This is a genomic window from Streptomyces sp. NPDC005402, assembly GCF_040606575.1.
Classification (GTDB): domain Bacteria; phylum Actinomycetota; class Actinomycetes; order Streptomycetales; family Streptomycetaceae; genus Streptomyces.
The window spans coordinates 64,432-91,257 of sequence record NZ_JBEXFB010000022.1; the positions used below are offsets into that span (position 1 = coordinate 64,432).

Genomic DNA, 26,826 nt, shown 5'->3' on the forward strand with positions numbered 1-26,826 from the left:
GTGGCTAATCGGTTGGTTGATCCGGTATCTGGCCGCGCCTCAGGAGGGCGCGGCCGGCGGATAGTGTCGAGTGGATGGCGGGAGCGGTAATAGGGATGGATCCTTCACCGCGGCGGCGCACGATGCTGATGAAAGCTCCCTCCACTTGGCCGTCCACTACAGCACCGTGCACTAGGAAGGGCTTCAGCTCTTCAGGCTGCGGGGGGACGTGAAGGAACACGATTCCCTTTCCATCGGTTTCATGGCATTCAATATCCAAGAGGTCCGGTGGTGGGTAAAGGTGGTGCTCCAAGGCGCTCTGGTACCGGCGGAGCGTTCTACCGTCGACAGGGACGGGATGAATGCTGTGTATCAGTTCTCCGCCTGGGACCTTCTTCCCCTTCATGCCGACGACCACGATTCCGCCGAGCTCGGCGTTGGCAAACCTTGAGACGGACTGCGCAATGGAAATCTTCCCTTGCGTCGAGTCAAGGTCATAGTGGCTACTTTTCACATCGAGCCAAGGCCCCTCCGGCTGCCCCACCAATACTTCGGCATGTCCGGCCCTGAGGAGGTCCAACGTGGTCTCTCGTGTGAGGTGGCCGCTTTCGAAGGCATCAACGAGGGCAAGAGCTCCGTAGCCGATCTCATACAGATCTTCTAGGTTTCTCATGCGAATACTGCATTCGATGTCGATGTCCCATATCCACGGCGAGGTAGCCCGGTTGGTTACCATTTCGATGTTGTGCAGCGCAGCCTTGTGGCGGGCAAGGTAGGGGCGCAGTGCCGATCTGTAGAGCGGCTCGGGCGAACCCTTTTCGTCATCCTCGTGGGCACTCGTGACTACGGCGACGCGGACCAGGAGAGTGTTTTGCTGTTGGACAAACATCACCGGGCCGGGAGTGCTGTATTCGTCATCGAATTCGCCGTAGTCACCATCTACCACCAACGTCTGGACAACCGCGTCATCCCAATCGCTCAGGTAGCTGGCCATTGCGGCTTTGAAATCCGTGGCTTTAATGGACGCCAACTCTGACGCGTGGAGAGTGAAGCCGTCATCGCGGTACAGCCTCTTCGTGTCGCCGAAGATGAGTCTGTAGCCCTGCCTGTCGAAGCGGACAGTCCTCTGCAACGAAACCCCTCGTAGAGCCGTAGTGAGCTGGCAGCAACCACCTGTAGCAGTCGCGGTGTCTTTGGGGCTATGGCGGGGTCCCTATCGCAGGTCTATCGCGACCAGTGCGCATGAACGACAAAGAGCGGGACCCAGTGAGACTGGGTCCCGCTCTCTCATGTCGGCATCCGCCCTGGTCAGCGCTTGATTTCTGCTGTTCCTAGGCGAGTGCCCCCGGCAGGATTCGAACCTGCGCACACGGCTCCGGAGAGCATGCGCATGACATGCTTGGTTATGGCCCTGACCTGCACGGGAGACGCGCGGGGTGCGTGGTTTCGCCTCGCTCACACGCCTCTCACACGCACGCCAGCAAGGGGCGGGAGGTCACTTCCGGCTGCTTTGGTCGGACGGGAGGCGACAAGATGAGGCGCTGCAACACCCCCGGGGTGTTGCAGCCCTGTACTCAGGTCGGACAGGTGGGACACCACCTTTGGCGCCCTGCGAGGCGCTGCGCCCTGTTCCGCCTGACGGCCGTCGCAGCGATGATGTCTGGTCATGAAGGAACTTGCTCTCGCTCTTGTGGCTGCGGTGTTCGGACTGGTGGGCACAGTTGTTGGTGCGCGGGCGGCAAAGAAGGGGGCCTTGATCAGTGCGCAGGTCACCTTGCAGCAAGTTCGCGATCAAGCCGACGTCGATCAAGCCCACTGGCTTCGGCAACAGCGGCTTCAGGCGTACGAAAGTTACCTTGCAGCCTGGGACGAGTGTCTTCGCATTGTTAACTCCGTGGGTTTGCCGGGAGACTCGGAATCGTCGAGGCTCAACCCGCTGAAAGAAGCAGCCGACCGCATGACAGAGCGTGCCCGGAGGATCGAAATCCTGGGACCGGCCGAGGTGGCGAGTGCAGCGGAGGAACTCGCCGACAGCATGCGGCGTGACGTGGATATAGCCACCAAACTGCTGAAACTCACAGAGGAATACATTCCGACCAATGACCGTATAACGACAGACACGGCGCCAGCCATGACGGCCGCTAGGGAGGCACTGGACGAAGTCGCAAGGCAGGCGCAAGAGATTACGGCGGAGGTAAATGGCAGCACTGGAGTTCCCCAAGGGGCGGCGGCGTTTTTCGCGAGTATCGATCGAGCCCAGGAACTCGCCAACGCTGCCATCTCCCGCGCGTATGAGGACACCGACGGGTTTTCCGAGTTCCTTGACCAAGCAACTGCCATCGTCAATGAACTGAAGCACAACCAGGACGCCCGCGAGCGTACTCGCGAGCGGTTCACAGCGGCTGCACGTCACACGCTCGCTTCAGTAACTCCCCCTACTCCATAGCGACGGGAGGGGCTGCAACCCCCGCGGGGGTTGCAGCCCTGTACTCAGGTCGGACAGGTGGGACACAGACGAATCTCGCTGTCCCATCTGTTTGTGCAGGTCAGAGCTCTAACCGGACAGTCGGACACGTGGGACACTCCCTGTGGCGCCCTACGTGGACCGTGGGCCATCGTGGGAAGCTGGAAGCAGTGAGCCGCTGCCAAGCGAGATCATCGAAGGGGAGGCTAGGTGCCGCCGGCCAGTCCGCGAGACACGTACCTAGAGGTCTCGGATTCTCTACGTCAGCAGATCGAGAAGGGCAAAATCCCTGAGAAGCTGCCGTCTCAAGCCAAGCTGATGGAGAGCTACGGCGTGAGCCGCAGCACCATCGAGCGTGCGTTGGGTGACCTGAAGAGCAAACGCGTGATCGAGTCCGTGCAGGGGGCTGGCTGGTACGTGGTGGGGACGGGCGACAGGCGCCCGCTCGTCGAGAAGGTGACGGACCTCTTGCGGACTGACGGGGTCAAGGTGGGGGACCCCTTCCCCACCGAGAAGGAGCTGTGCGAGCGGTTCGAGGCTTCGCGGACGGCGGTCCGCTCTGCCATTGCGCAGATGGAAGGGCAAGGGCTCATCGGCAAAGGAGCGACGCGCGGGCGGGAAGTCCGCGCGCTTCCCATCGGGCAGGGGGACCGCAAGGCATGACCACGGGTGAGCGCACTGAGTTCGACGCAGTGTCGGCCGAGAGTATTTTGCGGAAGGCGTGCGATGTTGCCCACGTGGATCCGGACGGTATCGAGATGCAGAGGTTTGGCGACCATGCTGTCTTTCGCATCGATTGTGGTCGGATCATTTCGCGCGTCGGTCGGAATCCTGACCGACTACCGTCCGTCCGCCGTGAAGTGGCCGTAGCTCAGTGGCTCGCAGCCGAGGGATACCCGGCTGCGAGGCTTGTCACGGAAGCCGAACAACCCGTCGTCGTCGACGGCCATCCGGTGACCTTCTGGGAGGGATTGGCCGACGGTGACACGTACGCGAGTACGCTAGAGATGGGTGAATTGCTGCGGCGGCTCCATGAATTGGAGCCGCCGACTTTTTCGCTCCCCGAACTCCAACCCTTCGACAAGGTGACCCAGCGATTGCAGCGCGCCGCGATCCCGTCGCGCACCTCATCCTTTCTCGCCTCTCTGGCAGAAGAGCTGGAGAGCGAGTACGCGCGACTAACGTTCGCCCTGCCGACCGGTCACCTGCATGGAGATTTCAATGTTGGCAACGTCCTGCGCGATGATGCGGGACGTCCGAAGGTCATCGACCTGGACGGCTTCGTGATCGGTCCGCGTGAGTGGGACCTTATGCAGACGGCCATGTACTACGACAGCTTCGGGTGGCACACAGCAGCCGAATACGCCGACTTTGTGGACAGCTACGGCTTCGATGTACGGGAATGGTCCGGGTACACCGTCCTGCGCAGCGTGCGCGAACTGCTGATGGTCACCTGGCTTTCCCAGAATGCTGCTACCAATCCGCGCGCTGCTGAGGAAGTTGAGAAGCGTGTCGAGACGCTACGCTCGGGAGGCTCGCGCCGCGACTGGGCGCCTTTCTAGGACTGTGCGCCGATCTCTAGCCAGAGGCGGAAGCCGCGGGCCTGTTCCGCGAATACCCGGAATTCCGCTGCTCGCTTCACGTCGTCTGTGATGCGCCCGTGAAACTCCCGTACATACTGCACGCAGCGCGCAGACTTCAAGCCCTGGCCGAGTTGCAGTGCATTGAGGGCGATTTCGAAGCCGCGGCCGATCTCGCCCTGACCGAGGTATGACTCAGCCAGCACCATGGTTGCGAAGAAGTCGCTCCGGTTGTTAAGGCCGTCCCCAAAGATAGAGCCCGCGCCCCGCTCCGTCGCCTGCACAGAGCGCCCCAAGTCACGGAAGCAATGCCCGAACTCGGCTGCCAACTCCACCTCATCGAAGTACGCGATGTACGCCGGATCACTGTCGGCCGTGCGTTGACTCAGCTGCCGTTCCGCCTCGGACAGCGCGAGATCACACCCCCGTTCGTCTCCCAAGCGGGCTAGCGCCCGCGCTTCCATCGCGCGGAACTGTGCGGCCAGCGTCGGCGTGAGGCTGCCGGCCGGGCCCGTGAATGCAGCACGGGCCAAGGTCGCGGCTTCGCGGTATCGGCCTACGAAGGTGGCCTGATGGCTCATCGCGGAAAGGATGCTGCCGCCGAGTAGCCGGTCACCGGCTGCCTGCGTCATGCGAAGGGCTTGGATGAAATACCGCTGTGCGATGCCATGCAAGCCGCTGTCGTACGACATCCACCCCGCGAGCAAGAGTGCTTCGGCAACCGCTGAGTAGAGCTCCCTCCCGACCGCGTCGGAGTACTTGCCATCGAGCATGGGCCGAACGTCGGTGTGCAGGTACTGAATCAGCGCCCGCCGGGCGTGGCCACCACCGAACTTGCCGTCAAGCATGCTGAACGCGTCGGCAGTCGAGCGAATCATCTCCACGTCTACGGCGCCGACGGACCGGTTTCCGGACCGCGTGAGTTCATCGTCGGGCGGGGATACGAGCCACCTCACGGAAGCCTCGTTCCAAGCTGCGGAGTCCGGCAGCGCGCGAACCAGCGGCTCAGCGTCGGCAAGGTCGGCGCGCCAGAGGTCGGCCACGGTGGTGGTCGCAGTCTCGGGATGGTCCGCGAAGTCGAGACCGAGGTTGGGCTGTATGGCTGAGACCGACGCGTCACCCATCCCGATGTCGTCAATCGTGAGTTGACGTCCCAGCTTGCGCCCGATGGCGTCTGCAATGAAGCGCGGCATGTCGCCTCGCGGGATGGCCCCTTTGAGCCACCGACTGACGTAGGTGTGATCACAGGTGGTGTCCTGACCTGCGCGCGTACCGGTGACGACTACCGCACGGGCCAGCGACTTGTTCGAGAAGTCGCCTTCAACCATCAGCGCGGCCAGCCTGGCGTTCCGGTCTGCCATCGAACCCCCATGAGCGGCCGAAGTCCCAGCTTGACTCAACGTCACTCTACGCAGGTCAGTTCGGGGGTGCAGGGGGTTTGCACGTCGGAGTGCACGAGTGCACCCCCAAGTACACGCTCCCGAAGTTCCCTTCACTTGGCGACAGTTGAGTCACCGCCGCGAGGCAGGCGGTTCCGAGATCGAAAAGTCAGAGCGCTTGACGACCCGGAATCGATCTGTCAGCGTGAGTGGTAGGTAATACACACCACGCATTGAGCGGGTGTGCAGCACCGATGTACGTCCGGCGGGTCCTGTGGCTTTGCGGCTACGGGAGTCCCTTCCAGGGGCTACCGCACCTGCCGGGAGCGTCTGACCTTTGACAACTGAATGGGGATCATGCCGCCTCTCCTCGGCCAAGTAGGCGGCGCACGCGGGCTTCGGTCCGTGTGCTGAACAGCGCAAATCGCCCTGATGGTCGCAGGCCGGGTTCGACTCCCGGCCGGGGCACTGCCCCTGCCGCACCCGCGGCATGGGGTTGCACATCCCGGACGGTCGCCTCTCACCACCAGGCCACGACCGCCCGGAACTCCCCAACCCTTCGACATCAGGAGCGCTACATGCGTGCCTACATCGGCGGCCATCAGGCCGTCTCCGCCAACGACTTCATCGAACTGGCCCTGGGGACCCCGCCGGAACTGTGGCTGGGGGAGGAGGGCGAGACCGAGGAAGAGCGCGCCGCCCGCAAGGACGCTGCGCGCGACATCCTCGCCGACAACCCGGAGCTCCCGGACGACGTGGCCCGCATCGCCGCCGAGGTGATCGAGGCGCACGCCCCGGAGCTGTTCAACGTCATCCCGCTGACTCGCCCGGCCGCGCGCCGCCGGCCGTCCCGGAAGGGAGCGGCGGCATGACCTCCCAGACCCCGACCCCGAAGGGCTTCGCCCTGGTCCTCGCGGGCGTGGCCATTGCGCTTACCGGTTCCATCGCCGCTCTGGTGACCGGGGATCGGCAGCTGATGGGCATCGCCGCTGTCGGGTTCGCCATGCAGTTCGCCGGATGGGTGCGCAACGGGCGCCGGAACGGCGGTGCGCGATGACCACCACGGACACGACAGAGGCGGCCGAACGTTCGGCCGTACCGCCGCTGACCAAGCCGGAGATGGGCCTTGCCGGAGTCGGCGCGCTGGCCGCGGCCGGAGTCGGCGCGCTCGGTCTCATCTCTTCCTTCGACGCCGTGTCGGCCGCTGCGCTGCGGTGGGGCTTCAGTGAGCCGTGGATGCTGCCGGTCGGTATCGACGTGGCTATTCCGGTGTTCACCGTCGCCAACCTGCTGCTGATCCGGATGGATATGGCGTTGGCGTGGGTGCGGTTCGTGCCCTGGGTGCTCACCCTGGTCACCTGCGGGCTCAACATCGCCGCCGGACACGACGTGTGGGCCAAGGTCGCCCACGGCACGATGCCGCTGCTGTGGGTGGTGTTCTCCGAGATCGGCGCGCACGTCTACGCCGTCCGGATTGGTGCCGCCACCGGCCGACGCATGGAAAAGATCCGGTTCTCTCGCTGGTTCCTGGCGCCGCTTTCCACGTTCGCGCTGTGGCGGCGCATGACGCTATGGGAGGTCACCTCCTACAGCCGGGCGCTTGTCTGCGAGCGGGAGCGGCTGCTGGCCCGCGCGGACCTGCACGAGCGCTACGGCTGGAAGTGGCGTTGGAAGACCCCGCGGCGTGAGCGTGTGATGCTGCGCACGGGCGAGCTGGCCCCCGCCGACAACGGCGCACCGGCCAACCCGGAGCCGAAGCCGGAGCGATCAGCCGAGAAGCCGAAGGGCGAGGCGCCGAAGCCGCCGCGCAAGCGGCCGACGACGGGCAAGGGCAAGACGGCGCAGCGCAGGACGGCCGAACTGCTCGCCGAGGCGCGCACGATCACGGCCGACTGGACGGACAGCCAGATCAACGCCGAGGCGCTGCGCAAGGAACTGCACTGCGGCTCCGCCCCGGCCCGGCAGGTGCGTGACGCATTGCTCGCCGAACGGTCCGACGGGCGCTCCCTTCGCCCCGTGGACGCTCCCGACGACGACGCGTCCGGCGACGGAGCCGAGGGGGTGGCCGCATGAACACCGTGGCCATGGTCCTGCTGTCCGCGCTGCCCCTGGCCGCGGGGTGGGCGGTGCATGTGTGGTGGCTGCGAGGCTGCCTGAACACGGCCCGGCGTGACCCGCTCACTGGGCTGCGCACCCGGGACGGCTTCACCCGCCGCGCCACGGCCCTGCTGAAGGACCCGCGCGCGGTGGTCGTGCTGGCTGACGTCGACAAGTTCAAGCACATCAACGACACCTTCGGGCACGCGGCTGGGGATGCGCTGTTGAAGGCGACCGCCGACCGCCTCGCCCGCCACGTCGGTCGGTCCGGGGTCGCCGGACGGCTCGGGGGAGACGAGTTCGCCGCCGTCCTCATCGACGACCACGGCACCGCCGGGGACCTGCTCGCCGTGCTGCACGGTGTGCTCGCCCGGCCCGTCGACGGCCAGGACCCGGCCGTTTCCACCACGGTCTCACTCGGCTGGGTGCGCGCCGCGGACTTCCCCGCCGATGACCTGTCAGGTCTGCTGCGGCGGGCGGATGAGGCGATGTACGCGGCCAAGCAGGGCCGTGCCGGCATGCGCCGTGCTGGGCTCGGCAGGCTGTTCGCCACCGTCACCGGCCGCCGGTCCGGACGCACCGGTGCCCGCACGGACGCCCCGATCGTCACGGTGGCCGCGTGATGGCGGCGTACGGCAAGTGCTTTGACCCGTCCGGCGCCCGGTTCGGGGTGCCCACGTTCCCGTGGCGGTTCGCCCCGGACGGCTACGCCACCCGCCGCCAGTTGCGCGCTCGCGGCTTGCGGCCGGGCGGTCAGCCGGTCGCCGCACAGGTGATGCGCCAGCACCGGGGCCGCAAGGGCGGGGTGCAGGTCGCCTACCTCTACCGCGTCGACCTGGCCAAGCCCGTACGGCCGATGACCTCGCGCCGCTGCGGGGCGCTCGCGCTGGCGATGCTCGCCCGCCGCACCTGCCCCAAGTGCCGGGTGGTCTACGGCTACTGCCTGCCGACCTCGCTCGGCATGTGCGTGCTGTGCGCCTACCCCATCACCCCTGTTCCCGTGTCTGACCAAGGAGGTCAGCCGTGAAGAACTCCACCCGCGAGACGCGCCGCGAGGACTCCGAACGTACCGGGCACCTGCTGGACCTCGCCGACATCGCGTTCGAGTACGAACCCATCAACGAGATAGCCGCCGACTTCGAGGCCGTCGTCATGGAGGGCCTCCTCACCGACACCGCCGTCGAGGTCTATCCGCCCGTCGGCCACACCTACCCGAGGAGGGGCTGACCATGGCCAAGCCCAACACGAGCCGTCTGGACCGCGAGATCCGGCAGACGGAACGCAAGCTCAAGGCCGTCCAGGAACGCGAGATGTGGCCGCTGTCCGGTCGCGAGCGGCGCGCGGTCCTGCGCAGCCTGGCCGGTGGCTCCGTCCGGGTCGTGCGAGGCAAGAGCACCACGCGCGCCGACCGGAAGCTGGAGAGCGAGTGGGGTGCCGCCGAGACCCGATTGTCCGCTGAGATCACCGCGTTGCAGAGCGAGCGGCAGCGCATCGTGAACGAGGCTGCCGCCGCGAAGGCTTCCAAGAAGTCGTCGGGGTGGTGGTGACCGTGGCCCGCGAAACGCGTCCGGGTGAGTGCCCCCAGTGTTGGGAGCACGCCCACAACCGGCGTGTCCACCGCCGCCTCCGGCCGCGCGAGGACTGCCCGCAGTGCGTGGATCACATGGTCAACGGCTGCCCGTCCCTCGTGCCCAAGAGGAAGTCGAGTTGGTGGTGAGCATGGACCAGGACCGTTGCCCCGCCGCTCATCTTGAGGACCCGACCGAGTGTGTCGGTCCGGCCGTGGTGACCGTGCTCGACAGCACGGGGGCGGGGGCTGACGGGTGCGAGCACCACGGCGCCCGACTGCTGGCCTCCATCGACGGCGGATGGGTCTACAGCCTGCCCGCCACCCCGCGCGGGACCGCCGTCCGGGTCTTCAAGGCCGCCGACGGCATCCGCCCGTTCTGCTGGGTCGACGGCCCGCGTACCAAGCCGTCTCAGCTCAGCTACGCGGAGAACCGCGAGCAGCACCACCGCTGACCCGCTATCCGCGAACGCACGTTGTGGGGACCGGATTCCGGTCCTCGCCTGCTCTGAACGGCACGCACCATCGCATCACGGGCCCGACCGCCCACCTCCTACAGCGTCGGCCGGGCCCGCTCTCCCTCACACCCGAAAGTGGAAGGAACCTCAGTGAACCACCCCGACGACAACGAACTGTTCAACCGACTCGAAGCCGAGTTGGCCGCCGACTCCGGCGCCGAGGTAGTCGACCTGAACAAGGCCCGATCGGCGCGCGGCGAGTCGGCCGACCCCGCCCCCGACTCCCGGCCGACCGAGTCGGCCGACCCGACTGTCGACCGGTCGGCAGACTCGGTCGACGACCCGGACGACCGGCCGACGGTGATGGTCGACGGTCCGGCCCCGGCCGGTCCGCGTCTGATGGACCGACTGCGGTCGGGTCAGCGGCGCGAGGTGATCCCGGCGTGGGCGCGGTCCAAGCCGGAGTTCGTCACCGCGCTGGGCTGGCTGGGTGGCTATGTCTGGCACACCACCGCCTTCCACGCGGTGCGTCTGCCCTGGTACTCGTTGCGCCTGGCCTTCCAGGCTCCGGCCGGGATCGCGAAGTTCATCGGCGGCACGATGCGGTGGGTCGCGGACACGGAGGGCGACCCGCTGCGGCAGGTTGCCGCCCGGCGCGAGAACATTGAGGAGTACCTGAAGCTGTCCCGGCAGCGCGACAACCGCGTCAAGCTGCGCAGCATCCTGCTGCTGTTCGGCCTGGTGCTCGGTCCGGTGCTCGCCATCGTGCTGTTCGTGCTCGCCCCGACCTGGCTGGAAGTGCTGGCGCTGGCCGTGCTGACGGCCGGATTCGGCTTCCTCGGGGCACCGTCCGACAAGCCCGTCATCTCCCGCGCGGTCGTCACGACCGAAGTCGAGCGGCTGACCTCCGGCATCGTCGAACGCGCCCTGGGAGCGCTCGGCATTGCCGAGATCAATAAGGCGCTCGGCAAGGGCGGGGAGGGCATCAAGTTCCCCGCCCCGATCACCCGCGACGGTCCCGGCTGGCGCGCGGACGTCGACCTGCCCTACGGCGTGACCGTGCCGGACATCCTGGACCGGCGCGAGAAGCTCGCCTCCGGCCTGCGGCGCCCGCTGGGCTGCGTGTGGCCGGAGCCGGTCACCGACGAGCACGCCGGCCGGATGGTGCTGTGGGTGGGGGACCGGGCCCTGAACAAGGTGCCCTCGCCGACTTGGCCGCTGGCCAAGTCGGGCACGGCGTCGCTGTTCAAGCCGCTGCCGTTCGGCACCGACCAGCGCGGCCGCAACGTCGACCTGACGCTGATGTACGACAACATCCTCATCGGCGCCATGCCCGGCATGGGCAAGACCTTCAGCCTGCGTACGCCGCTGCTCGCCGCCGCGCTCGACGTGCTCGCCGAGCTGCTGGTGTGGGAGCTGAAGGGAACCGGTGACCTGGACCCGCTGAAGAAGGTCGCCGAGGACTACGGTTCGGGCCCGGACGATGAGACGGCTGCGGCGGCACTCGATTCGATCCGCTACGTCTACAAGGACCTGGAACGCCGCGCCAAGGTCATCAGCTCCCTGCCCAAGGACAAGTGCCCGGAGAACAAGGTCACCCCGCAGCTGGCCGCGAACCGCTCGCTGGGACTGCACCCGCTGGTCCTGGCGATCGATGAGTGCCAGGAACTGTTCAGTCACGAGAAGTTCGGCAAGGAAGCCGGATCGCTGTGCACGGCCATCATCAAGCGCGGCCGGGCGCTCGGGGTGATCCTGCTGCTGGCCACGCAGCGCCCGGACAAGGACTCGCTCCCGCCCGCCATCAGCGCGAACGTGGGCACCCGGTTCTGCCTGCGAGTGATGGGCCAGATCGAGAACGACATGATCCTTGGCACGTCGAACTACAAGAACGGCATCCGCGCCACCTCGTTCACCAAGTCCGACAAGGGCATCGGCTACCTGGTCGGTGCCGCCGACGACCCGCAGATCGTGCGCGGCTACTACATGGACAACCCAGCCGCGGACGCCATCTGCGAGCGCGCCCGCAGGGCCCGCATCGAGGCGGGCACGCTGCGCGGCATGGCCGCCGGAGCCGCACCGGAGCGGCGCGAGGCGGTCGACCCGCTGCTTGAGGACATCCTCGCCGTCGTCGCGGCGGATGAGGCCAAGCCGTGGAACGACGCCACCGTCGACCGGCTCGCCGAGCTGCGGCCGGAGAAGTACGGCGCGTGGGGCGAGATGGCACCCGCCGACAAGGCACGCCAGCTCACCACCGCGCTCAAGCCCTACGGCGTGACCACCGGGCAGGTGGCGCGGCGCATCTCCGGCAAGACCGTCAACCGGACCGGGTTCGAGCGCGCCCACATCATCACGGCGATTGCGGAGCGTGACCGGAAGCGGGACGCGGGCTGACCGCGAGGGGTCTCTAGCGCTAGGGGTCCAACCCTCTAGCGCTAGAGACCCCGCTAGCGCCCCATATGGGCCCTGATCAGCGAGCTAGCCGATAGGGCCCCACCTGCGGAAACCCTCAAAACCCGCCCTGGGAGGGCTCTCGTGACCCCGATCCTGCTCGCTATCGCCTGCCTGCTGTTCGTCACGTTCGGTTACGCCTCTGTCTGTGCGGCGAGCCCGTTCGGCGACTGCCGCAAGTGCCGCGGCTTTGGCTTCGCCATGCGCACCGACCGCAAGGGCAAGCCCAAGCGCGGCAAGACGTGCCGCCGCTGCAAGGGCCACGGCAAGCGGATACGCGTCGGCCGCTGGCTCTACAACCGCGCCGCCCGCACCTACCGCGCAGGCACCCGCTGACCCCAACACCGCCCCACGGAAAGGAAGTTGCGGCATGGCCGTGACCATCTCCCTCGCCCTGCTCTTCGGCTTCGTGCTCTTCATGCTGCTGCGCTCCAAGACCCTCGGCCCCGGCAGCGCGTTCGTGGCCGTGATGTTCGGCTTCTACCTCGCCTCCACCGGCGCCGCCGACACCGTCAACCAGCTCATGAGCGCCATCGTCAACGCGCTCCCGGACCTGTGAGGAGTACGGCCGTGAACGAACCCATCATCGCCCGCCACTGGCTCGCCATCGCCGCGCCCAAGGCCGCGCCGGCCATCGCCACCACAACCGTGCTCGCGCTGGCCCGGATCTGGAACGCCAACGGCGCCGAACACTCCGTCGGCAGCGCCGTCCTGATGGGCGCCCTGTCGCTGGGAGCCGCCGCCGCGGGCGTGGCCGCGGGCAACAGCACCGGCGACTCCGTCCTCGTGGGCACCGCGTTCGCCGCCTCCGGCGCGCTCGCGTTCGCGGGCGTGGCCGGATACGCCGACGGCATGCCGCTCCCTCTGCTGCTGTGGTCTCTGGCCACCACTGGCGCCTACGCCCTCGCCGCCCGCTACTGGCGCACGGACCGCCGCGAGACGGTCGCTCACGAGCGGGACATCACCGACCGGCGCGAGGAACGCGCCCACATCGAGCGGATCGAGACCCTGCGCGCCACCACGCAGGTAGAGGTGGCCCGTACCGGCGCCGCCTACGTCGAACAGCTCGCCGCCGCCCTCGTCACCCGCGCCGCGCTGCCCGGCTTCGATGCCGCAGCCCTTGAGCGCGCGGGCCTGCCGGAGCTGCCCGCGCGCCACCGGGACACGTGACAAGGGGCCGGTGTGCGACTCCTGATCTGGCGTGACGCGTCGCACTTCGACCGGTTCGAGGACCTGCCCTGTGTCCTGTGCGGCACGCGCACGCCGATGCGCTCGCACACCCAAGAGCCGGTCCACAAGGTGTGTGCGGAGCAGTGGAACGACGCCCACCCCGAGGCTCCCCGCTACCGGGCAGGGATCCGCGATCTGGGCACGCAGCGCTTCCACGACGACGCACCCACCAGCAAGCAGACCACCGTGCGGCAGCTGTCCAAGCGAACCGCACCCGAGCTCATGACTCTGCAACTGCCCAGCACAGAGAGGAAGTCCGCATGAGCGCGATCCTGTGGCCGGTCGTCGGTCGCATCGTCACCGCCCTGGATGCCGCCAACGGCGAGGGCGAGCACGAGAGGGCGATGCGCCTGATCAAGGTCGTTGAGGAGGCGGGCGAGGCGTCCGCCGCCTACATCGGCATGACCGGCCAGAACCCGCGCAAGGGCATCACCCACACCGCGGCGGACGTGACGGACGAACTGTGCGACGTCATCATCGCCGCCGCCGTCGCCCTGCACGCCTTCAGCGCCGCCCCGCCCGCCGCCCTGACCGCCAAGTTGGACGCCGCCGCCCGGCGGCTCAACGCCACTGCCCAGCCCAGCCGCACCGAAAGCGAGTGATCCTCATGTCCGTAGGCGAGACCACCATCACCATCGTCGGCAACCTCGCGGGTGACCCCGAACTGCGCTTTACGCCGTCGGGGGCCGCGCTGGTCAAGTTCTCCGTCGCCTCCACCCCGCGCTCCTACGACAAGACCTCCGGCCAGTGGCAGGACGGCACCGCGATGTTCCTGCGCTGCACCGCATGGCGCGACCTTGCTCAGCACGTCGCCGAGAGCCTGACCAAGGGCATGCGGGTGGTCGTCACCGGCCGCCTGCGTCAGCACAACTGGGATACCCCGGAGGGCGAGAAGCGCTCGATGCTCGGTCTGGAAGTCGACGACATCGGCCCCTCGCTGCGCTTCGCCACGGCCAAGGTCGAACGCGTCCAGCGCAACGCCAACGGCAACGGGTCTGGCCCGGCCGCCGATGCGTGGAACACCGCGGCCCCTGCCGCGGGCGGATGGGGCACGCCCGCTCCGGCCGCTTCCGGCAGCGCCAGCTACGGCGACGAGCCCCCGTTCTAGATGCGCCCGGGGCGGCCGTCTCTCACCACAAGACCACGGCCGCCCCGGTTTCCCCTTGTCCCTTCGACAGAACAGGAGACCTCCAGCATGCCCGAACTGGACGGCTCTGCCCAGCTCGCCTCAGCGCTTGACGCAGCGTCGCGCGACTGGCACGTCTTCCCCCTCATCCCCAACGACAAGCGCCCCGCCGTCCGCGACTGGGAGACCCGCGCCACCACCGACCGTGAGCGCATCAGCCGGTGCTGGACGCACGCCCGGTACAACGTCGGCATCGCGGCTGGTCCCTCCGGGCTGGTCATCGTCGACCTGGACCGGCCCAAGCACCCGCAGGACACCCCGCCGGCCGATTGGGCGCAGCACGGGGTCACGGACGGCGCCGACGTGTTCGCCGTGCTCTGCGAGCGCCACGGCCAGCCGTTCCCCGCCGACACGTACACGGTGCGCACCTGGAGCGGCGGCACGCACCTGTACTTCGCCGCACCCGAGGGCGAGCCGCTGCGCAACACGGCCGGGGACAGCGCCCGCGGGCTCGGCTGGAAGGTCGACACCCGCGCCGTCGGCGGACTCGTGGTCGGCGCGGGCAGCACCTTCGCCGGGCACCCCTACACAATCGCGCGTGATGCTCCGGTGGCTCCGCTGCCCGGCTGGCTGACCGACCTGCTGCGCCCCGCCCCGCTGCCCCCGCAGCGCCCGGTCACGGTGCCGCTGACCGCCCTCGACCGGCGCGGCAGGTTCCTGGCCGCCGCCCTCAGCGGCGAGTTGGCCCGCGTCACCGGCTCCGGCGAGCACGAGCACAACACCGCCCTCTACATCGCGTCCGTCGCCCTGGGGCAACTGGTCGCCGGGGGCGAGCTGGATGAGCACGACGTGACCGAGCAGCTCGTTGCGGCCGGACTCAGCGTCGGCCAGGGCGAGCGCGAGGCACGCCGCACCATCGCCTCCGGCCTGCGGGCCGGAGCCAACCGCCCCCGAAGGGTCGCGGCATGAGCACCAACCCGATTCCCCCGCTCCACCTGTACTCCGTGCCCAGCGACCCCCAGGCCGCCCCGCGGGAGCTGCCCAAGCGGGAGCGCCCACGCACCGCATGGACAGCGGACCAGCTCATGGCTGCCGACTTCCCGGAGCCGAAGTGGGCGGTGCCCGGCATTCTCGCCGAGGGCGTCAACCTGCTCGCCGGACCCCCGAAGGTGGGCAAGTCCTGGTTGTCCCTCGGACTCGCCCTCGCGGTCGCCTCCGGAGGGCATGCCTTCGACACGCTGCCGGTCGACGGCGGTCCGGTGCTCTACCTCGCCTTGGAGGACACCCCGCGCCGTCTCCAGACCCGCATGGGCAAGATGCTCGGGGGCCAACCGGCCCCGGCCGGACTGACGTTGGTCACCGAGTGCCCGCCCTTCCCCCAGGGGGGCAGCGACGCGATCGCCAACTGGTTGGAGCGCAACCCGGAAGCCCGCATGGTCGTCATCGACGTGTTCGCCAAGATGCGCGGCCCCGCCCCGCAGGGCGTGTCCGCCTACGACGCGGACTATGTCGCCGTCGGCTACGCCAAGCGGATCGCCGACCACTACGGCATCGCCGTGGTGCTCGTCCATCACGTCCGCAAGGCAGGCTCGGACGACTTTCTGACCGAGGTGTCCGGCACCAACGGGATCGCCGGAGCCGCCGACGCCACCCTCGTACTGAAGCGGGCACGCGGGCAGGCGGACGGCATCCTGCACGTCACCGGACGCGACGTCGACGAAGCCGAATACGCGCTTCAGTTCCAAGCCGCCTCCGGCGCCTGGCAGATGCTCGACGGCCCGGTCACGGACCACACCATCGGCGACACCCGAGCGGCCATCCTGCGGCACGTCCGGGAGAACCCCGGCGCACGCCCCCGGGACATCGTGGCTGCGCTGCCGCAGTTCGATGCCGAGAACGTCCGCCGCACCTGCTCGCGCATGGCCGCAGACGGACAGCTCACCAAGGACGCCGGGGGTCGGTACTACCCGGACACGGAGACCCGGACCCAGGGCACGCCGGGAGCGTCCCAGCTGTCCGACTGTCCCAGTTCGTCACCTGACCTGCGCAAACAGGTGGGACAGCCGGAATCAGGACTGTCCCACCTGTCCGACTCCCACCCTGCTGACGAGAACCCGGGGGAGGCCAACCGTGGCGCGTGACGAAATGCTCACGATCTCTGAAGTTGTCGAGGAAATCGGCGTGCCCCTCTCGACCTTCTACCGCTGGCGACAGCTGAGGAAAGGTCCGAAAGCAATCAAACTCCCGAACGGCGCTGTGCGCATCCGTCGCTCGGAATTGGAGCGCTGGATTGCAGCTCTGGAGGAAGCCGCGTGAACCATCGCAAGACCAATGTGACTCCGGGCGCTCGAGATGGCGAGCGCCCGGCCGCTCCCGAAGAACCCACGCTCTCTACCGACGTCCGGGTCTGGAAAGTCAGCAAGATTTCCAGCAAAACGGCGCCCTACCAACTCCGTTGGAAGGTTGCCGGGAAGGTGCGGCACGCGACTTTTACGACGTCGGCCCTTGCCGAGAGCCGCCGATCTGAGCTGTGGCAAGCCATGCGTAAGGGCGAGGCTTTCGACAAAGAAACAGGGCTTCCTGAATCCGAACTCCGGGCAGCGGCGGAGAAAGCGAAGGCGAACACCCGGCCAGACCCTTCGTGGTGGGATTTCGCTCGCGAGTACATGGGCGTTCGATGGCGTACCGCTGCCGCGAAGACCCGTGAGGGACTGGCGGACAGTCTTGCCACAGTAGGGCTCGGCATGATGGGGGAGAGCCCGGGGGCGCCGGATCCGGAAGATGCACGGCGTGCTCTGCGCTGGGCGGTCGTACCCAACCACAAGTACGAAGAGCCCCCGCCGGAGCTGGAGAAGGCCTGTGCGTGGCTCGCAGCGCATACCCTCCCAGTGTCGGCTCTCGGGGACTCCAAGGTCGTTCGTGACGTCCACTATCGCCTGTCGTTCAGGCTGGACGACGTACCGGCGGCAACTGATACGTACAGGCGCCGCCGTCGCGGTTTCAACACGGCAATGGAGTACGCGATTCAGGAGGGGTACCTGGATGAGAACCCTCTTGCGGGAGTGAAGCGGCCTACCTCCCAGGGAAGCGACCGAGTAGACCGCAGGATCCTGGTCAACGAGGCACAGGGGAGGCAACTCCTCACGGCTGTTTCGTATGTCGGCTCCGTTCACCGCAACCGAGGGAGGCGTCTGGTCGCGTTCTTCGGCTGCATCCTGTACGCCGCAATGCGTCCGGCGGAAGTAGTCGGGCTCAAGCTGGCTGACTGTCGTCTCCCCGAGAAGGGATGGGGGACTCTGACTCTCCGTGAGACGCGGCCGATCTCGGGCAAGATTTGGACCGACTCAGGAGATCGCCACGATAGACGGGGACTGAAATCGCGAGCGCCCGGAACGGATCGGCCGGTACCGATTCCGCCTGTGCTCGTAGCGATGCTGCGGTCGCACCTGAAGGAATTCGGCACCGCCAAGGACGGGCGGCTCTTTCCGAATGAGCGAGGGGACCTGCTCGGCACGTCCAGCTACTGGCGGGTGTGGCAGGAAGCCCGACTGCTGGCGCTCCCGCCGGACAAGGTGGACTCGCCCTTGGCTCGCAAGCCTTACCACCTGCGGGCTACGTGCATCACGAACTGGCTCCGCGCCGGCCTCCCCGTAGCTGAGGTGGCCCGCCGCGCGGGCAACTCCCCGGAGGTCATCCACCGCCGCTACGCGGGCGTCATTGACGACAGCGAGGAGGAGAACAACAAAAAGATCGAAAAGACCATGGGGTGGGGTTAGATATGGCCTGAAGGGCGGGTGTGTGACCGATAGTATTAGGTCGTACACCCCCCCTCAGGGGAATCCACGGCTCATCGACCGTTCATGGGTGTCCGCACTAGGTGTCCAGCCAGCGTGATCTTCTATTTTGGCGCTCCATTAGGCTCTTAGTGTGTGCATCCATGGCCACTTCCCGAGACTTCTGTGCTTTCTTCTTTTGTTGCGGTGAGGCCGCTGGATCTGCCAAGCACGCGTCGAGATGCGCCAAGGTCTTTCCGTAGTTCTTATCCTGCCGTTTCTCCGATGCCCTCTCCATGGCCCACAGCCATGCAGGTGGGATTAAAAGAGCAACAGTTGGCGCAGCCAAGGACATTAGGGCGCCGCCCGTGCCATCAACAAACTGTCCGCCGGTAGCCAGCATAGTGGCTAACGCGCCTCCTAGAGCCGCGACCGAGTGTCCCTTACTGGCGTTCTTCTCGATCGTGCGCGCTATGGTCGGATCTGGCGCCATAGCTGGTCCAGTTGCGGGCGAGGAGTTTTCGGTCACTGCAACATCTCCCCTACCTCGGGAGAGAGCTTTGCGGCGCCTTCACTTTCGCGCTCGTTCGCTTCCTCTTTGAGTCCCGTTGCTCTCAGCAGGTCAGCTTCCGCCAGAACTAGTTTAATTTCTGCTCTGGCCTCGTCCGATAGGCCGGGATGCTCAATGAGTTTAGTCAGATTCTTTCGAATCTTGCGATATTCGCGATCTTCAAGCCACCTGCTTAACTTGTCCAGCACGAACAATCTTGCGACAGAGTGGACCGCAACAGCCATCGATACTGTGGCGATTGTGAAGATCCATGAATCGGGCTTCATGGTCACAGACTAGCTATGCGGGTTGGTTGGCGGAACGACTTGCAGGTGCCCCAATCCGGAGTCTGATCTTCCGATTGAAATATGCGTTCCCTGCTCTATCAGTGGTGGAACCTTCGCATGGGTAAGGTTTGCGGCCTTCGTGGCCGGGCGAATGGGTCTCCCGTTGACTCGGCACGGGGGTTCGGACCGTGCCGCGCATGCCCTGGTTCAGGGGTGGTCGCTCCCCGAGAGAGTGGGCAGCGGACGGGGTGAATGGGCAGCTACAAGCTGAGTTGTGGGACCGGCTGGCCCAGCCCAATGGCCCACACACCCCTCACACACAAACAGTGCGCAGCAACGAGAAAGAGCGGGAGTCAGTGAGACTGACTCCCGCTCTCTCATGTCGGCATCCGCACTGGTCAGAGCATGGTTTCTGCTGGCTGACTGGCGAGTGCCCCCGGCAGGATTCGAACCTGCGCACACGGCTCCGGAGGCCGTTGCTCTATCCCCTGAGCTACGGGGGCGTGTCGGTGTGAGCTGGTGGCTCGTGGCGACGGGTAGAACACTACCAGCTCCCTCGGGGTGATCAGGAACGGGTTTCGCAGGGGGCGGCGTGGGCCCCTCGCGTGGGGTGGAAGTGGGGAAAACCCGGACGCGGTGGCCGGTCCGCACCTACTCTCGAGTTGTGCCAGGCGCGTCGGGTCGGGTGCTTGTTGTGGACGACAACAAGGTCATCCGGCAGTTGATCAGGGTCAATCTCGAGCTGGAGGGTCTCGAGGTCGTGACCGCGGCCGATGGTGTCGAGTGTCTGGATGTCGTTCATCAGGTGCGGCCCGATGTCGTGACCCTCGATGTGGTGATGCCCCGCCTGGATGGACTGCGGACCGCCGCACAACTGCGTTCCGACCCCCGGACGGCTCACCTTCCCCTCGCCATCGTCAGTGCCTGTACGCAGCACGAGGTCGACAGCGGTCTCGACGCCGGCGTCGACGCCTTCCTCGCCAAGCCCTTCGAGCCCGCCGAACTCGTACGACTCGTACGGCAGTTGGTGGAGGCGAGCCGGGTGGGGCGGGGTCCGGGGGAGGGGGGCACCCCACTCGTCGGGGGCGTCCTCGGGGGTGTACCCGGGGGCGGGGAGACCGAGCGGGCCGGTCGGGCCGGCGGCTGATCCGCGCCGACCGTTGATACCCGCGCACCGGCTCGCAATGACCTCGGCATGACATCGACATCGACATCGACGTCGGCGTCCCCAGGACCGCACCCCGCTCCCCCCCCACATCTCGCATCCGCACCTCACCTCCCCGCCTGCGGCCGCACCCGGCGTCCCAGAGCTCAGGCCCCCACACCCGCCCGCCTCCACCCCCCGGCCGTCCACATCCCGGACCCCCGCCGAAACCCGCTCGCCCACCCACCCCCCTCCTCCCATACGCTTGTCCCGTGACCCCCGTCGAGCTCTCCCGTACCGTGCTGCGCGCGGTGCGTCGTGCTGTCGATGACGGGGAGCTGGACGTGGTCGTGCCGGGGCGGATTGGCGTCGCGCCCCCGGGGCCCGGCGGCTGTGGGGACTACGCCAGCAACGTCGCGCTCCAGCTCGCCCGGCCCGCCGGGCAGCCGCCGCTTCGGGTCGCCGAGATCCTCCGGCAGCGCCTCGCGCAGAGCGACGGCATCAGCGACGTCGTCGTCACCGGGCCCGGGTTCCTCAACATCAGCCTGCGGGGGAGCGGAGACGCCCTTGTGCGGGAGATCCTGCGACTCGGACACCGGTACGGCCATGCCGAACGGCCCACCGGGCAGCTCGTGCGGCTGCACGCACCCCACGAGATCCGCGCCGTCGTCGTGATGGACGCCGTCGCCCGCATCCTCCGCTCCCAGGGCGCCCTCGTCCGCACCAGCTGCGTCTCCCGCCCGGAGTCTGCCTGGACGGACATCCTCGGCGTCGAGGTCGACGCGTACGGCACCCCCGAGGCCCCCGCCCCTCTCGACGCCCCACTCGACGTCCACGTACGACCCGTACCGGCACCCCCCGCCGACCCCACCCCCCTCGGCCGGGACGCCGCCCGCTGGGCGCTCCTCCACCCCGCTCCCCACGACCGGCCCCGCATCACCGCTGACCACCTGGTCCAGCGTGAGAGCAACCCTCTCTTCCGGGTCCGTTACGCCCACGCCCGCACCCGGGCCGTCACCCGTAACGCCGCCGACCTGGGCTTTCACGCCGATCCCGGGGACGTGAACCCACGGGGCGGCACACAGGCAGGCGTACAGGAAACCGCTGTACACGAAACCGCCGTACCGGAAACCTCCGTACCGGAAACCGCCGTACAAGACACGACGGCCCTGCGGAACGCCCTCGCCGATCACCCCCGTGTCCTCCAGGCCGCCGCCGCGCACAACGCACCCGACCGCTTGGCCCGGCATCTCGTCATCGTCGCCGATGCCGTTCTCCCCTTTCTCGCAGCCGTCCTTCCGCGGGGCGCGGAGAAACCCTCGGCCGCCCACCGTGCCCGGCTCGCGCTCGCCGAAGCCGCCGGGGCGGTGCTGGCCGGCGGCCTGTCCCTGCTCGGCATCGACGCACCCGAACACCTCTGAGACAGCGAACAGAGAGCCAGTCAAGAAGATGAGCCGTTCCGCACATCCCGCCGGGCCCCGTCACGCCGACGTCCTTCCCGAGGGCCATTACTCCGCCCCGCCCGCCGACCTCAACACCCTCGACCCCAAGGTCTGGGCCCAGACGGTCACCCGCAACGGGGACGGCGTCCTCACCGTGGGCGGTATCACCGCGACGCAACTCGCCGAACAGCACGGCACCCCCGCCTACGTCGTCGACGAGACCGACTTCCGGGCCCGGGCGCGGGCGTGGCGCAGCGCCTTCGGGTCCGACGCCGACGTCTTCTACGCCGGCAAGGCGTTCCTCTCCCGGGCCGTCGTGCGCTGGCTGCACGAGGAGGGGCTCAACCTCGACGTCTGCTCCGGCGGCGAGCTCGCCACCGCCCTCTCCGCCGGCATGCCCGCCGACCGCATCGCCTTCCACGGCAACAACAAGTCCACCGAGGAGATCCGCCGCGCGATCACCGAGGGCGTCGGACGTATCGTCCTCGACTCCTTCCAGGAGATCGTCCGCGTCGCGCACATCGCCCAGGAACTCGGGAAGCGGCAGCGCGTCCAGATCCGGATCACCGTCGGCGTCGAGGCGCACACCCATGAGTTCATCGCCACCGCCCACGAGGACCAGAAGTTCGGCATCCCGCTCGCCGGCGGTCAGGCCGCCGAGGCCGTGCGGCGGGCGCTGAAGCTCGACGGGATCGAGCTCATCGGCATCCACTCCCACATCGGTTCGCAGATCTTCGACATGTCCGGCTTCGAGGTCGCGGCACACCGCGTGGTCGGGCTGCTCAAGGAGGTCCGTGACGAGCACGGTGTCGAGCTTCCCGAGATCGACCTCGGCGGTGGCCTCGGGATCGCGTACACCAGCGACGACGACCCCCGCGAGCCGCACGAGATCGCCAAGGCGCTGACGGAGATCGTGACGAGGGAGTGCGAGGCCGCCAAGCTGCGGACCCCGAGGATCTCCGTCGAGCCCGGGCGCGCCATCGTCGGGCCGACCGCCTTCACGCTCTACGAGGTCGGCACCATCAAGCCCCTCGACGGGCTGCGCACCTACGTCTCCGTCGACGGCGGGATGTCGGACAACATCCGCACCGCGCTGTACGACGCCGAGTACACCGTCGCCCTCGTGTCCAGGACCAGTGACGCCGAACCCATGCTCGCCCGGGTCGTCGGCAAGCACTGCGAGAGCGGGGACATCGTGGTCAAGGACGCGTTCCTGCCGGCCGACCTGGCACCGGGTGACCTCATCGCCGTACCGGCGACGGGCGCCTACTGCCGTTCCATGGCGAGCAACTACAACCACGTGCTGCGCCCGCCGGTCGTGGCCGTCAGCGACGGCGAGTCCCGGGTCATCGTCCGCCGCGAGACGGAGGAGGACCTGCTGCGGCTCGACGTCGGATGACCCACCCGTCAGGCCACCTGTCGGGAAAGGAAGATCTACGGTCTTCCACCCCCGGACAAATGAAATAGATGTCTCATAATCCGGACGAGGGGCAGAAACTCCCGTCCGGTGAGTGAGACTGGTTCCACCTAGACGGTATGAGGAAACGAGGTCGGATGATGCGTACGCGTCCGCTGAAGGTGGCGCTGCTGGGCTGCGGAGTGGTCGGCTCAGAGGTGGCGCGCATCATGACGACGCACGCCGACGACCTCGCCGCCCGGATCGGGGCCCCCGTCGAACTCGCGGGCGTCGCGGTACGGCGGCCCTCCAAGGTCCGTGAGGGCATCCCGCAGGAACTCGTCACCACCGACGCCACCGCCCTCGTCAAACGCGGGGACATCGACGTGGTCGTGGAGGTCATCGGGGGGATCGAGCCCGCCCGGTCCCTCATCACCACCGCCTTCGAGCACGGCGCCTCCGTCGTCTCCGCCAACAAGGCGCTCCTCGCCCAGGACGGTGCCGCCCTCCACGCGGCCGCCCAGAAGGCCGACAAGGACCTCTACTACGAGGCCGCCGTCGCCGGTGCCATCCCGCTGATCCGCCCGCTGCGCGAGTCCCTCGCCGGTGACAAGGTGAACCGGGTGCTCGGCATCGTCAACGGGACGACGAACTTCATTCTCGACGCGATGGACTCCACGGGGGCCGGCTATCAGGAGGCCCTCGACGAGGCCACCGCCCTCGGATACGCGGAAGCCGACCCGACCGCCGACGTCGAGGGGTTCGACGCCGCCGCCAAGGCCGCCATCCTCGCCGGGATCGCCTTCCACACGCGCGTGCGTCTCGACGACGTCTACCGCGAGGGCATGACCGAGGTCACCGCCTCCGACTTCGCCTCAGCGAAGAACATGGGCTGCACCATCAAGCTGCTCGCCATCTGTGAGCGGGCCGAGGACGGGCAGTCCGTCACCGCGCGCGTGCACCCCGCGATGATCCCGCTCACGCATCCACTCGCCTCCGTCCGCGGCGCCTACAACGCCGTGTTCGTCGAGTCCGACGCCTCCGGTCAGCTGATGTTCTACGGCCCCGGTGCGGGCGGCGCCCCCACCGCCTCCGCCGTCCTCGGTGACCTCGTCGCCGTCTGCCGCAACCGGCTGAGCGGCACGACCGGGCCCGGCGAGTCCGCGTACGCCGCCCTCCCCGTCTCGGGCATGGGCGAGGTCGTCACGCGCTACCACATCAGTCTGGACGTGGCCGACAAACCGGGTGTTCTCGCCCAGGTCGCGACCGTGTTCGCCGAGCACGGGGTGTCCATCGATACCGTTCGGCAGCAGGGGAAGGACGGCGAGGCCTCTCTCGTCGTCGTCACGCACCGCGCGTCGGACGCCGCCCTGGGCGGGACCGTCGAGGCGTTGCGCAAGCTCGACACCGTGCGGGGTGTCGCCAGCATCATGCGGGTTGAAGGAGAGTAACGAGCAATGACCCACCAGTGGCGCGGAATCATCGAGGAGTACCGGGACCGGCTGCCCGTCTCCGACACCACGCCGGTCGTGACGCTCCGCGAGGGCGGCACGCCCCTCGTGCCCGCGCAGGTGCTCTCCGAGCGCACCGGGTGCGAGGTCCACCTCAAGGTGGAGGGCGCCAACCCCACCGGGTCCTTCAAGGACCGCGGTATGACCATGGCCATCACGCGGGCCAAGGAGGAGGGCGCGAAGGCGGTCATCTGCGCCTCCACCGGCAACACGTCGGCGAGCGCGGCCGCCTACGCCGTACGCGCGGGCATGGTCTCCGCCGTGCTCGTCCCGCAGGGCAAGATCGCGCTCGGCAAGATGGGCCAGGCGCTCATCCACGGCGCGAAGATCCTCCAGGTCGACGGAAACTTCGACGACTGCCTCACCCTGGCCCGCGCGCTGAGCGACAACTACCCGGTGGCGCTGGTCAATTCGGTCAACCCGGTGCGTATCGAGGGCCAGAAGACGGCCGCCTTCGAGATCGTCGACATGCTCGGCGACGCGCCCGACATCCACGTCCTGCCGGTCGGCAACGCCGGCAACATCACGGCGTACTGGAAGGGCTACAAGGAGTACGCCGCCGACGGTGTGGCCGCCAAGACCCCCCGGATGTGGGGCTTCCAGGCCTCCGGCAGTGCCCCGATCGTGCGCGGCGAGGTCGTCAAGGACCCGTCGACCATCGCCACCGCCATCCGTATCGGCAACCCCGCCTCCTGGCAGTACGCCCTCGCGGCGAAGGAGGAGTCCGGCGGGTTCATCGACGAGGTGACGGACCGTGAGATCCTGCGCGCCTACCGGCTGTTGGCCGCTCAGGAGGGTGTCTTCGTGGAGCCCGCCTCCGCCGCGTCGGTGGCCGGTCTGCTGAAGGCCGCCGAGCAGGGCAAGGTCGACCCGGGGCAGCGCATCGTCTGCACCGTCACCGGCAACGGCCTCAAGGACCCCGACTGGGCCGTCGCGGGTGCCCCGCAGCCGGTCACCGTCCCGGTCGACGCGGCGACGGCGGCCGAGCGCCTCGGGCTCGCCTGACAGCGCGCGGCATCCCTGACCGGCGTACGGCAGGGCCTTCCCTACCGGGGGTGCACAGGGGGCTTACGACACGCATCGTGCGCCTCCTGTGCGCCCTATGTCGCCACAGAACCTTCCTTCGATAGGCTGTACCGAACCCGCCCGCTGCATATGCCCTCGCGTACAGCGGGGTGCCGCGTCGTCTCCGCGGCCGGCAGGGTCTTCGTACGTCATCGAATGTCATTCGACAATCACGCAGCTCAAGGAGAGTCATCGAGAGATGGCCGGTCCCGCCTTCCGTGCCGCCGCCGTCCGGGTGCGCGTCCCCGCCACCAGCGCCAACCTCGGTCCGGGCTTCGACGCCCTGGGCCTGTCGCTGGGGCTCTACGACGACGTCGTGGTCCGGGTGGCCGACTCCGGGCTGCACATCGACATCGCCGGGGAGGGGAACGAGACGCTCCCGCGTGACGAGAGCCACCTTCTCGTACGCTCCCTGCGCACCGCCTTCGATCTGCTGGGCGGCCAGCCGCGCGGCCTGGAGATCGTCTGCGCCAACCGCATCCCGCACGGCCGGGGTCTCGGCTCCTCCTCCGCCGCCATCTGCGCCGGAATCGTCGCCGCGCGCGCCGTGACCATAGGCGGCGAGGCCCGGCTCGACGACACCGCGCTCCTGGAGCTCGCCACCGAGATCGAGGGCCACCCCGACAACGTGGCGGCCTGTCTGCTCGGCGGTTTCACGCTCTCCTGGATGGAGGCCGGCGCCGCCCGGGCGATCAGGATGGAGCCCGCCCATTCCATCGTTCCGGTGGTTTTCGTGCCCGGAAAGCCCGTCCTGACCGAGACCGCGCGCGGACTGCTCCCGCGCACTGTGCCGCACGTCGACGCCGCCGCCAACGCGGGCCGTGCCGCGCTGCTCGTCGAGGCCCTCACCAGGCGCCCCGAGCTGCTGCTGCCGGCCACCGAGGACCGTCTCCACCAGGAGTACCGCGCTCCCGCCATGCCGGAGAGCGCCGCACTGGTGGAGCGGCTGCGGGCCGACGGAGTCCCGGCAGTCATCTCAGGGGCAGGGCCCACCGTGCTCGCGCTGGCCGACGCGGACAGCGCCGACAAGGTGGCCCATCTGGCGGGCGGGGGCTGGGCCGCCAACCGGCTGGAACTCGACGCCCAGGGGGCCTGCGTGCTCCCGCTCGCGGCCGCCAGTGACATCTGAGATCCGGCGTGTGCCGGATTTCGAGAGGGGGAATGTTTGTTGGATCCGGTAGTGTTAATCTCAAGTCTGCACCCGACCCCACCATGGCGAGGTGCTTCACGTCCCCGTCCGGGACAGACATTCTTCCGGGAGCCTCCCAAGCCGCACTGCGTTCCGTACGACGTACATGGGCAGTACCTCGTACGCGAGCACTGAGCGACT

At 68.0% G+C, this 26,826-nt stretch carries 32 protein-coding genes and 1 tRNA gene; 29 read left to right on the forward strand and 4 right to left on the reverse strand.

What is annotated here, in order from left to right:
• Positions 1-4 precede the first annotated feature (4 nt).
• Complete coding sequence (locus ABZT02_RS34230; RefSeq protein WP_356024610.1) at positions 5-1,111, reverse strand: ATP-binding protein; 1,107 nt, start codon at positions 1,109-1,111, stop codon at positions 5-7.
• A 534-nt stretch (positions 1,112-1,645) separates the two neighbouring features.
• Between ABZT02_RS34230 and ABZT02_RS34235 the strand changes: the two genes are divergently transcribed.
• The 3 genes from ABZT02_RS34235 (at position 1,646) to ABZT02_RS34245 (ending at position 4,005) form a co-directional block, all read left to right on the forward strand.
• Positions 1,646-2,425, forward strand: coding sequence for a hypothetical protein (locus tag ABZT02_RS34235; RefSeq protein ID WP_356024612.1), 780 nt, complete (start codon positions 1,646-1,648; stop codon positions 2,423-2,425).
• 228 nt (positions 2,426-2,653) lie between these two features.
• A complete protein-coding gene (locus ABZT02_RS34240; RefSeq protein ID WP_356024615.1) occupies positions 2,654-3,106 on the forward strand; it encodes a GntR family transcriptional regulator in 453 nt (150 codons plus the stop codon).
• On the forward strand, positions 3,103-4,005 hold the full coding sequence (locus tag ABZT02_RS34245) for an aminoglycoside phosphotransferase family protein (RefSeq protein ID WP_356024617.1): 903 nt from the start codon (positions 3,103-3,105) through the stop codon (positions 4,003-4,005). The genes ABZT02_RS34240 and ABZT02_RS34245 overlap by 4 nt, the downstream gene beginning before the upstream one ends.
• Here ABZT02_RS34245 and ABZT02_RS34250 read toward each other — a convergent pair.
• On the reverse strand, positions 4,002-5,384 hold the full coding sequence (locus ABZT02_RS34250; protein ID WP_356024620.1) for a hypothetical protein: 1,383 nt from the start codon (positions 5,382-5,384) through the stop codon (positions 4,002-4,004). The two genes, ABZT02_RS34245 and ABZT02_RS34250, sit on opposite strands and share 4 nt — an antisense overlap.
• 596 nt (positions 5,385-5,980) lie before the next feature.
• Here ABZT02_RS34250 and ABZT02_RS34255 point away from each other — a divergent pair.
• From ABZT02_RS34255 to ABZT02_RS34350, 20 genes are all read left to right on the forward strand, one after another.
• The gene (locus ABZT02_RS34255) at positions 5,981-6,274 is read left to right on the forward strand and encodes a hypothetical protein (protein WP_356024622.1); all 294 of its coding nucleotides are present in this window, start codon (positions 5,981-5,983) and stop codon (positions 6,272-6,274) included.
• The gene (locus tag ABZT02_RS34260) at positions 6,271-6,459 is read left to right on the forward strand and encodes a hypothetical protein (RefSeq protein ID WP_356024624.1); all 189 of its coding nucleotides are present in this window, start codon (positions 6,271-6,273) and stop codon (positions 6,457-6,459) included. The genes ABZT02_RS34255 and ABZT02_RS34260 overlap by 4 nt, the downstream gene beginning before the upstream one ends.
• Positions 6,456-7,475 carry a DUF2637 domain-containing protein gene (locus tag ABZT02_RS34265; RefSeq protein ID WP_356024627.1) on the forward strand — a complete coding sequence of 340 codons (1,020 nt, stop codon included), beginning with the start codon at positions 6,456-6,458 and terminating at the stop codon, positions 7,473-7,475. The genes ABZT02_RS34260 and ABZT02_RS34265 overlap by 4 nt, the downstream gene beginning before the upstream one ends.
• Positions 7,472-8,122, forward strand: coding sequence for a GGDEF domain-containing protein (locus ABZT02_RS34270; RefSeq protein WP_356024629.1), 651 nt, complete (start codon positions 7,472-7,474; stop codon positions 8,120-8,122). Before ABZT02_RS34265 ends, ABZT02_RS34270 begins: the two co-directional genes overlap by 4 nt.
• Complete coding sequence (locus tag ABZT02_RS34275; RefSeq protein ID WP_356024834.1) at positions 8,122-8,526, forward strand: RRQRL motif-containing zinc-binding protein; 405 nt, start codon at positions 8,122-8,124, stop codon at positions 8,524-8,526. The genes ABZT02_RS34270 and ABZT02_RS34275 overlap by 1 nt, the downstream gene beginning before the upstream one ends.
• Entirely contained in the window at positions 8,523-8,726 is a 204-nt protein-coding gene (locus tag ABZT02_RS34280) for a hypothetical protein (protein WP_356024631.1), read from the forward strand. The genes ABZT02_RS34275 and ABZT02_RS34280 overlap by 4 nt, the downstream gene beginning before the upstream one ends.
• Positions 8,727-8,728: 2 nt before the next feature.
• On the forward strand, positions 8,729-9,046 hold the full coding sequence (locus ABZT02_RS34285; protein ID WP_356024634.1) for a hypothetical protein: 318 nt from the start codon (positions 8,729-8,731) through the stop codon (positions 9,044-9,046).
• Positions 9,047-9,048: 2 nt separating this feature from the next.
• A complete protein-coding gene (locus tag ABZT02_RS34290; RefSeq protein ID WP_356024636.1) occupies positions 9,049-9,216 on the forward strand; it encodes a pRL2-8 in 168 nt (55 codons plus the stop codon).
• A 2-nt stretch (positions 9,217-9,218) separates the two neighbouring features.
• Positions 9,219-9,521 carry a hypothetical protein gene (locus ABZT02_RS34295; RefSeq protein WP_356024638.1) on the forward strand — a complete coding sequence of 101 codons (303 nt, stop codon included), beginning with the start codon at positions 9,219-9,221 and terminating at the stop codon, positions 9,519-9,521.
• Between the two features lie 153 nt (positions 9,522-9,674).
• Positions 9,675-11,915, forward strand: a complete 2,241-nt coding sequence (locus tag ABZT02_RS34300) for a cell division protein FtsK (protein ID WP_356024640.1) — start codon at positions 9,675-9,677, stop codon at positions 11,913-11,915.
• Between the two features lie 141 nt (positions 11,916-12,056).
• Positions 12,057-12,308, forward strand: coding sequence for a hypothetical protein (locus ABZT02_RS34305; RefSeq protein ID WP_356024643.1), 252 nt, complete (start codon positions 12,057-12,059; stop codon positions 12,306-12,308).
• Between the two features lie 34 nt (positions 12,309-12,342).
• Complete coding sequence (locus ABZT02_RS34310) at positions 12,343-12,531, forward strand: hypothetical protein (protein WP_018087415.1); 189 nt, start codon at positions 12,343-12,345, stop codon at positions 12,529-12,531.
• 11 nt (positions 12,532-12,542) lie between these two features.
• Positions 12,543-13,142: a hypothetical protein gene (locus tag ABZT02_RS34315; protein WP_356024646.1), complete on the forward strand. Its 600-nt coding sequence runs from the start codon at positions 12,543-12,545 to the stop codon at positions 13,140-13,142.
• A 12-nt stretch (positions 13,143-13,154) separates the two neighbouring features.
• Positions 13,155-13,466: a hypothetical protein gene (locus tag ABZT02_RS34320; RefSeq protein WP_356024648.1), complete on the forward strand. Its 312-nt coding sequence runs from the start codon at positions 13,155-13,157 to the stop codon at positions 13,464-13,466.
• Positions 13,463-13,804 carry a MazG-like family protein gene (locus ABZT02_RS34325; RefSeq protein WP_356024651.1) on the forward strand — a complete coding sequence of 114 codons (342 nt, stop codon included), beginning with the start codon at positions 13,463-13,465 and terminating at the stop codon, positions 13,802-13,804. Before ABZT02_RS34320 ends, ABZT02_RS34325 begins: the two co-directional genes overlap by 4 nt.
• Positions 13,805-13,809: 5 nt before the next feature.
• The gene (locus ABZT02_RS34330; RefSeq protein ID WP_356024653.1) at positions 13,810-14,310 is read left to right on the forward strand and encodes a single-stranded DNA-binding protein; all 501 of its coding nucleotides are present in this window, start codon (positions 13,810-13,812) and stop codon (positions 14,308-14,310) included.
• A gap of 87 nt (positions 14,311-14,397) precedes the next feature.
• Positions 14,398-15,297: a bifunctional DNA primase/polymerase gene (locus ABZT02_RS34335; protein ID WP_356024655.1), complete on the forward strand. Its 900-nt coding sequence runs from the start codon at positions 14,398-14,400 to the stop codon at positions 15,295-15,297.
• Entirely contained in the window at positions 15,294-16,469 is a 1,176-nt protein-coding gene (locus ABZT02_RS34340) for an AAA family ATPase (RefSeq protein ID WP_356024658.1), read from the forward strand. Before ABZT02_RS34335 ends, ABZT02_RS34340 begins: the two co-directional genes overlap by 4 nt.
• A gap of 4 nt (positions 16,470-16,473) precedes the next feature.
• On the forward strand, positions 16,474-16,644 hold the full coding sequence (locus tag ABZT02_RS34345; protein WP_356024836.1) for a helix-turn-helix domain-containing protein: 171 nt from the start codon (positions 16,474-16,476) through the stop codon (positions 16,642-16,644).
• Complete coding sequence (locus tag ABZT02_RS34350) at positions 16,641-18,104, forward strand: site-specific integrase (protein WP_356024660.1); 1,464 nt, start codon at positions 16,641-16,643, stop codon at positions 18,102-18,104. Before ABZT02_RS34345 ends, ABZT02_RS34350 begins: the two co-directional genes overlap by 4 nt.
• Before the next feature lie 522 nt (positions 18,105-18,626).
• Here ABZT02_RS34350 and ABZT02_RS34355 read toward each other — a convergent pair.
• A complete protein-coding gene (locus ABZT02_RS34355) occupies positions 18,627-18,938 on the reverse strand; it encodes a hypothetical protein (protein WP_356024662.1) in 312 nt (103 codons plus the stop codon).
• 431 nt (positions 18,939-19,369) lie between these two features.
• Positions 19,370-19,441: transfer RNA gene (locus ABZT02_RS34360), tRNA-Arg, on the reverse strand.
• 113 nt (positions 19,442-19,554) lie between these two features.
• Here ABZT02_RS34360 and ABZT02_RS34365 point away from each other — a divergent pair.
• The 6 genes from ABZT02_RS34365 (at position 19,555) to thrB (ending at position 26,625) form a co-directional block, all read left to right on the forward strand.
• Positions 19,555-20,085, forward strand: coding sequence for a response regulator (locus tag ABZT02_RS34365; protein WP_356024663.1), 531 nt, complete (start codon positions 19,555-19,557; stop codon positions 20,083-20,085).
• A gap of 269 nt (positions 20,086-20,354) precedes the next feature.
• Positions 20,355-21,503 (forward strand): ArgS-related anticodon-binding protein NrtL, encoded by a 1,149-nt coding sequence (gene nrtL, locus ABZT02_RS34370; protein WP_356024665.1) that lies wholly within the window; start codon positions 20,355-20,357, stop codon positions 21,501-21,503.
• A 28-nt stretch (positions 21,504-21,531) separates the two neighbouring features.
• Positions 21,532-22,923 (forward strand): diaminopimelate decarboxylase, encoded by a 1,392-nt coding sequence (gene lysA, locus ABZT02_RS34375; protein WP_356024668.1) that lies wholly within the window; start codon positions 21,532-21,534, stop codon positions 22,921-22,923.
• Positions 22,924-23,078: 155 nt separating this feature from the next.
• Positions 23,079-24,371 (forward strand): homoserine dehydrogenase, encoded by a 1,293-nt coding sequence (locus ABZT02_RS34380; protein ID WP_356024670.1) that lies wholly within the window; start codon positions 23,079-23,081, stop codon positions 24,369-24,371.
• 6 nt (positions 24,372-24,377) lie between these two features.
• Positions 24,378-25,436 carry a threonine synthase gene (gene thrC / locus ABZT02_RS34385; RefSeq protein WP_356024672.1) on the forward strand — a complete coding sequence of 353 codons (1,059 nt, stop codon included), beginning with the start codon at positions 24,378-24,380 and terminating at the stop codon, positions 25,434-25,436.
• A gap of 259 nt (positions 25,437-25,695) precedes the next feature.
• A complete protein-coding gene (gene thrB / locus ABZT02_RS34390) occupies positions 25,696-26,625 on the forward strand; it encodes a homoserine kinase (protein WP_356024675.1) in 930 nt (309 codons plus the stop codon).
• Positions 26,626-26,826: the final 201 nt, after the last annotated feature.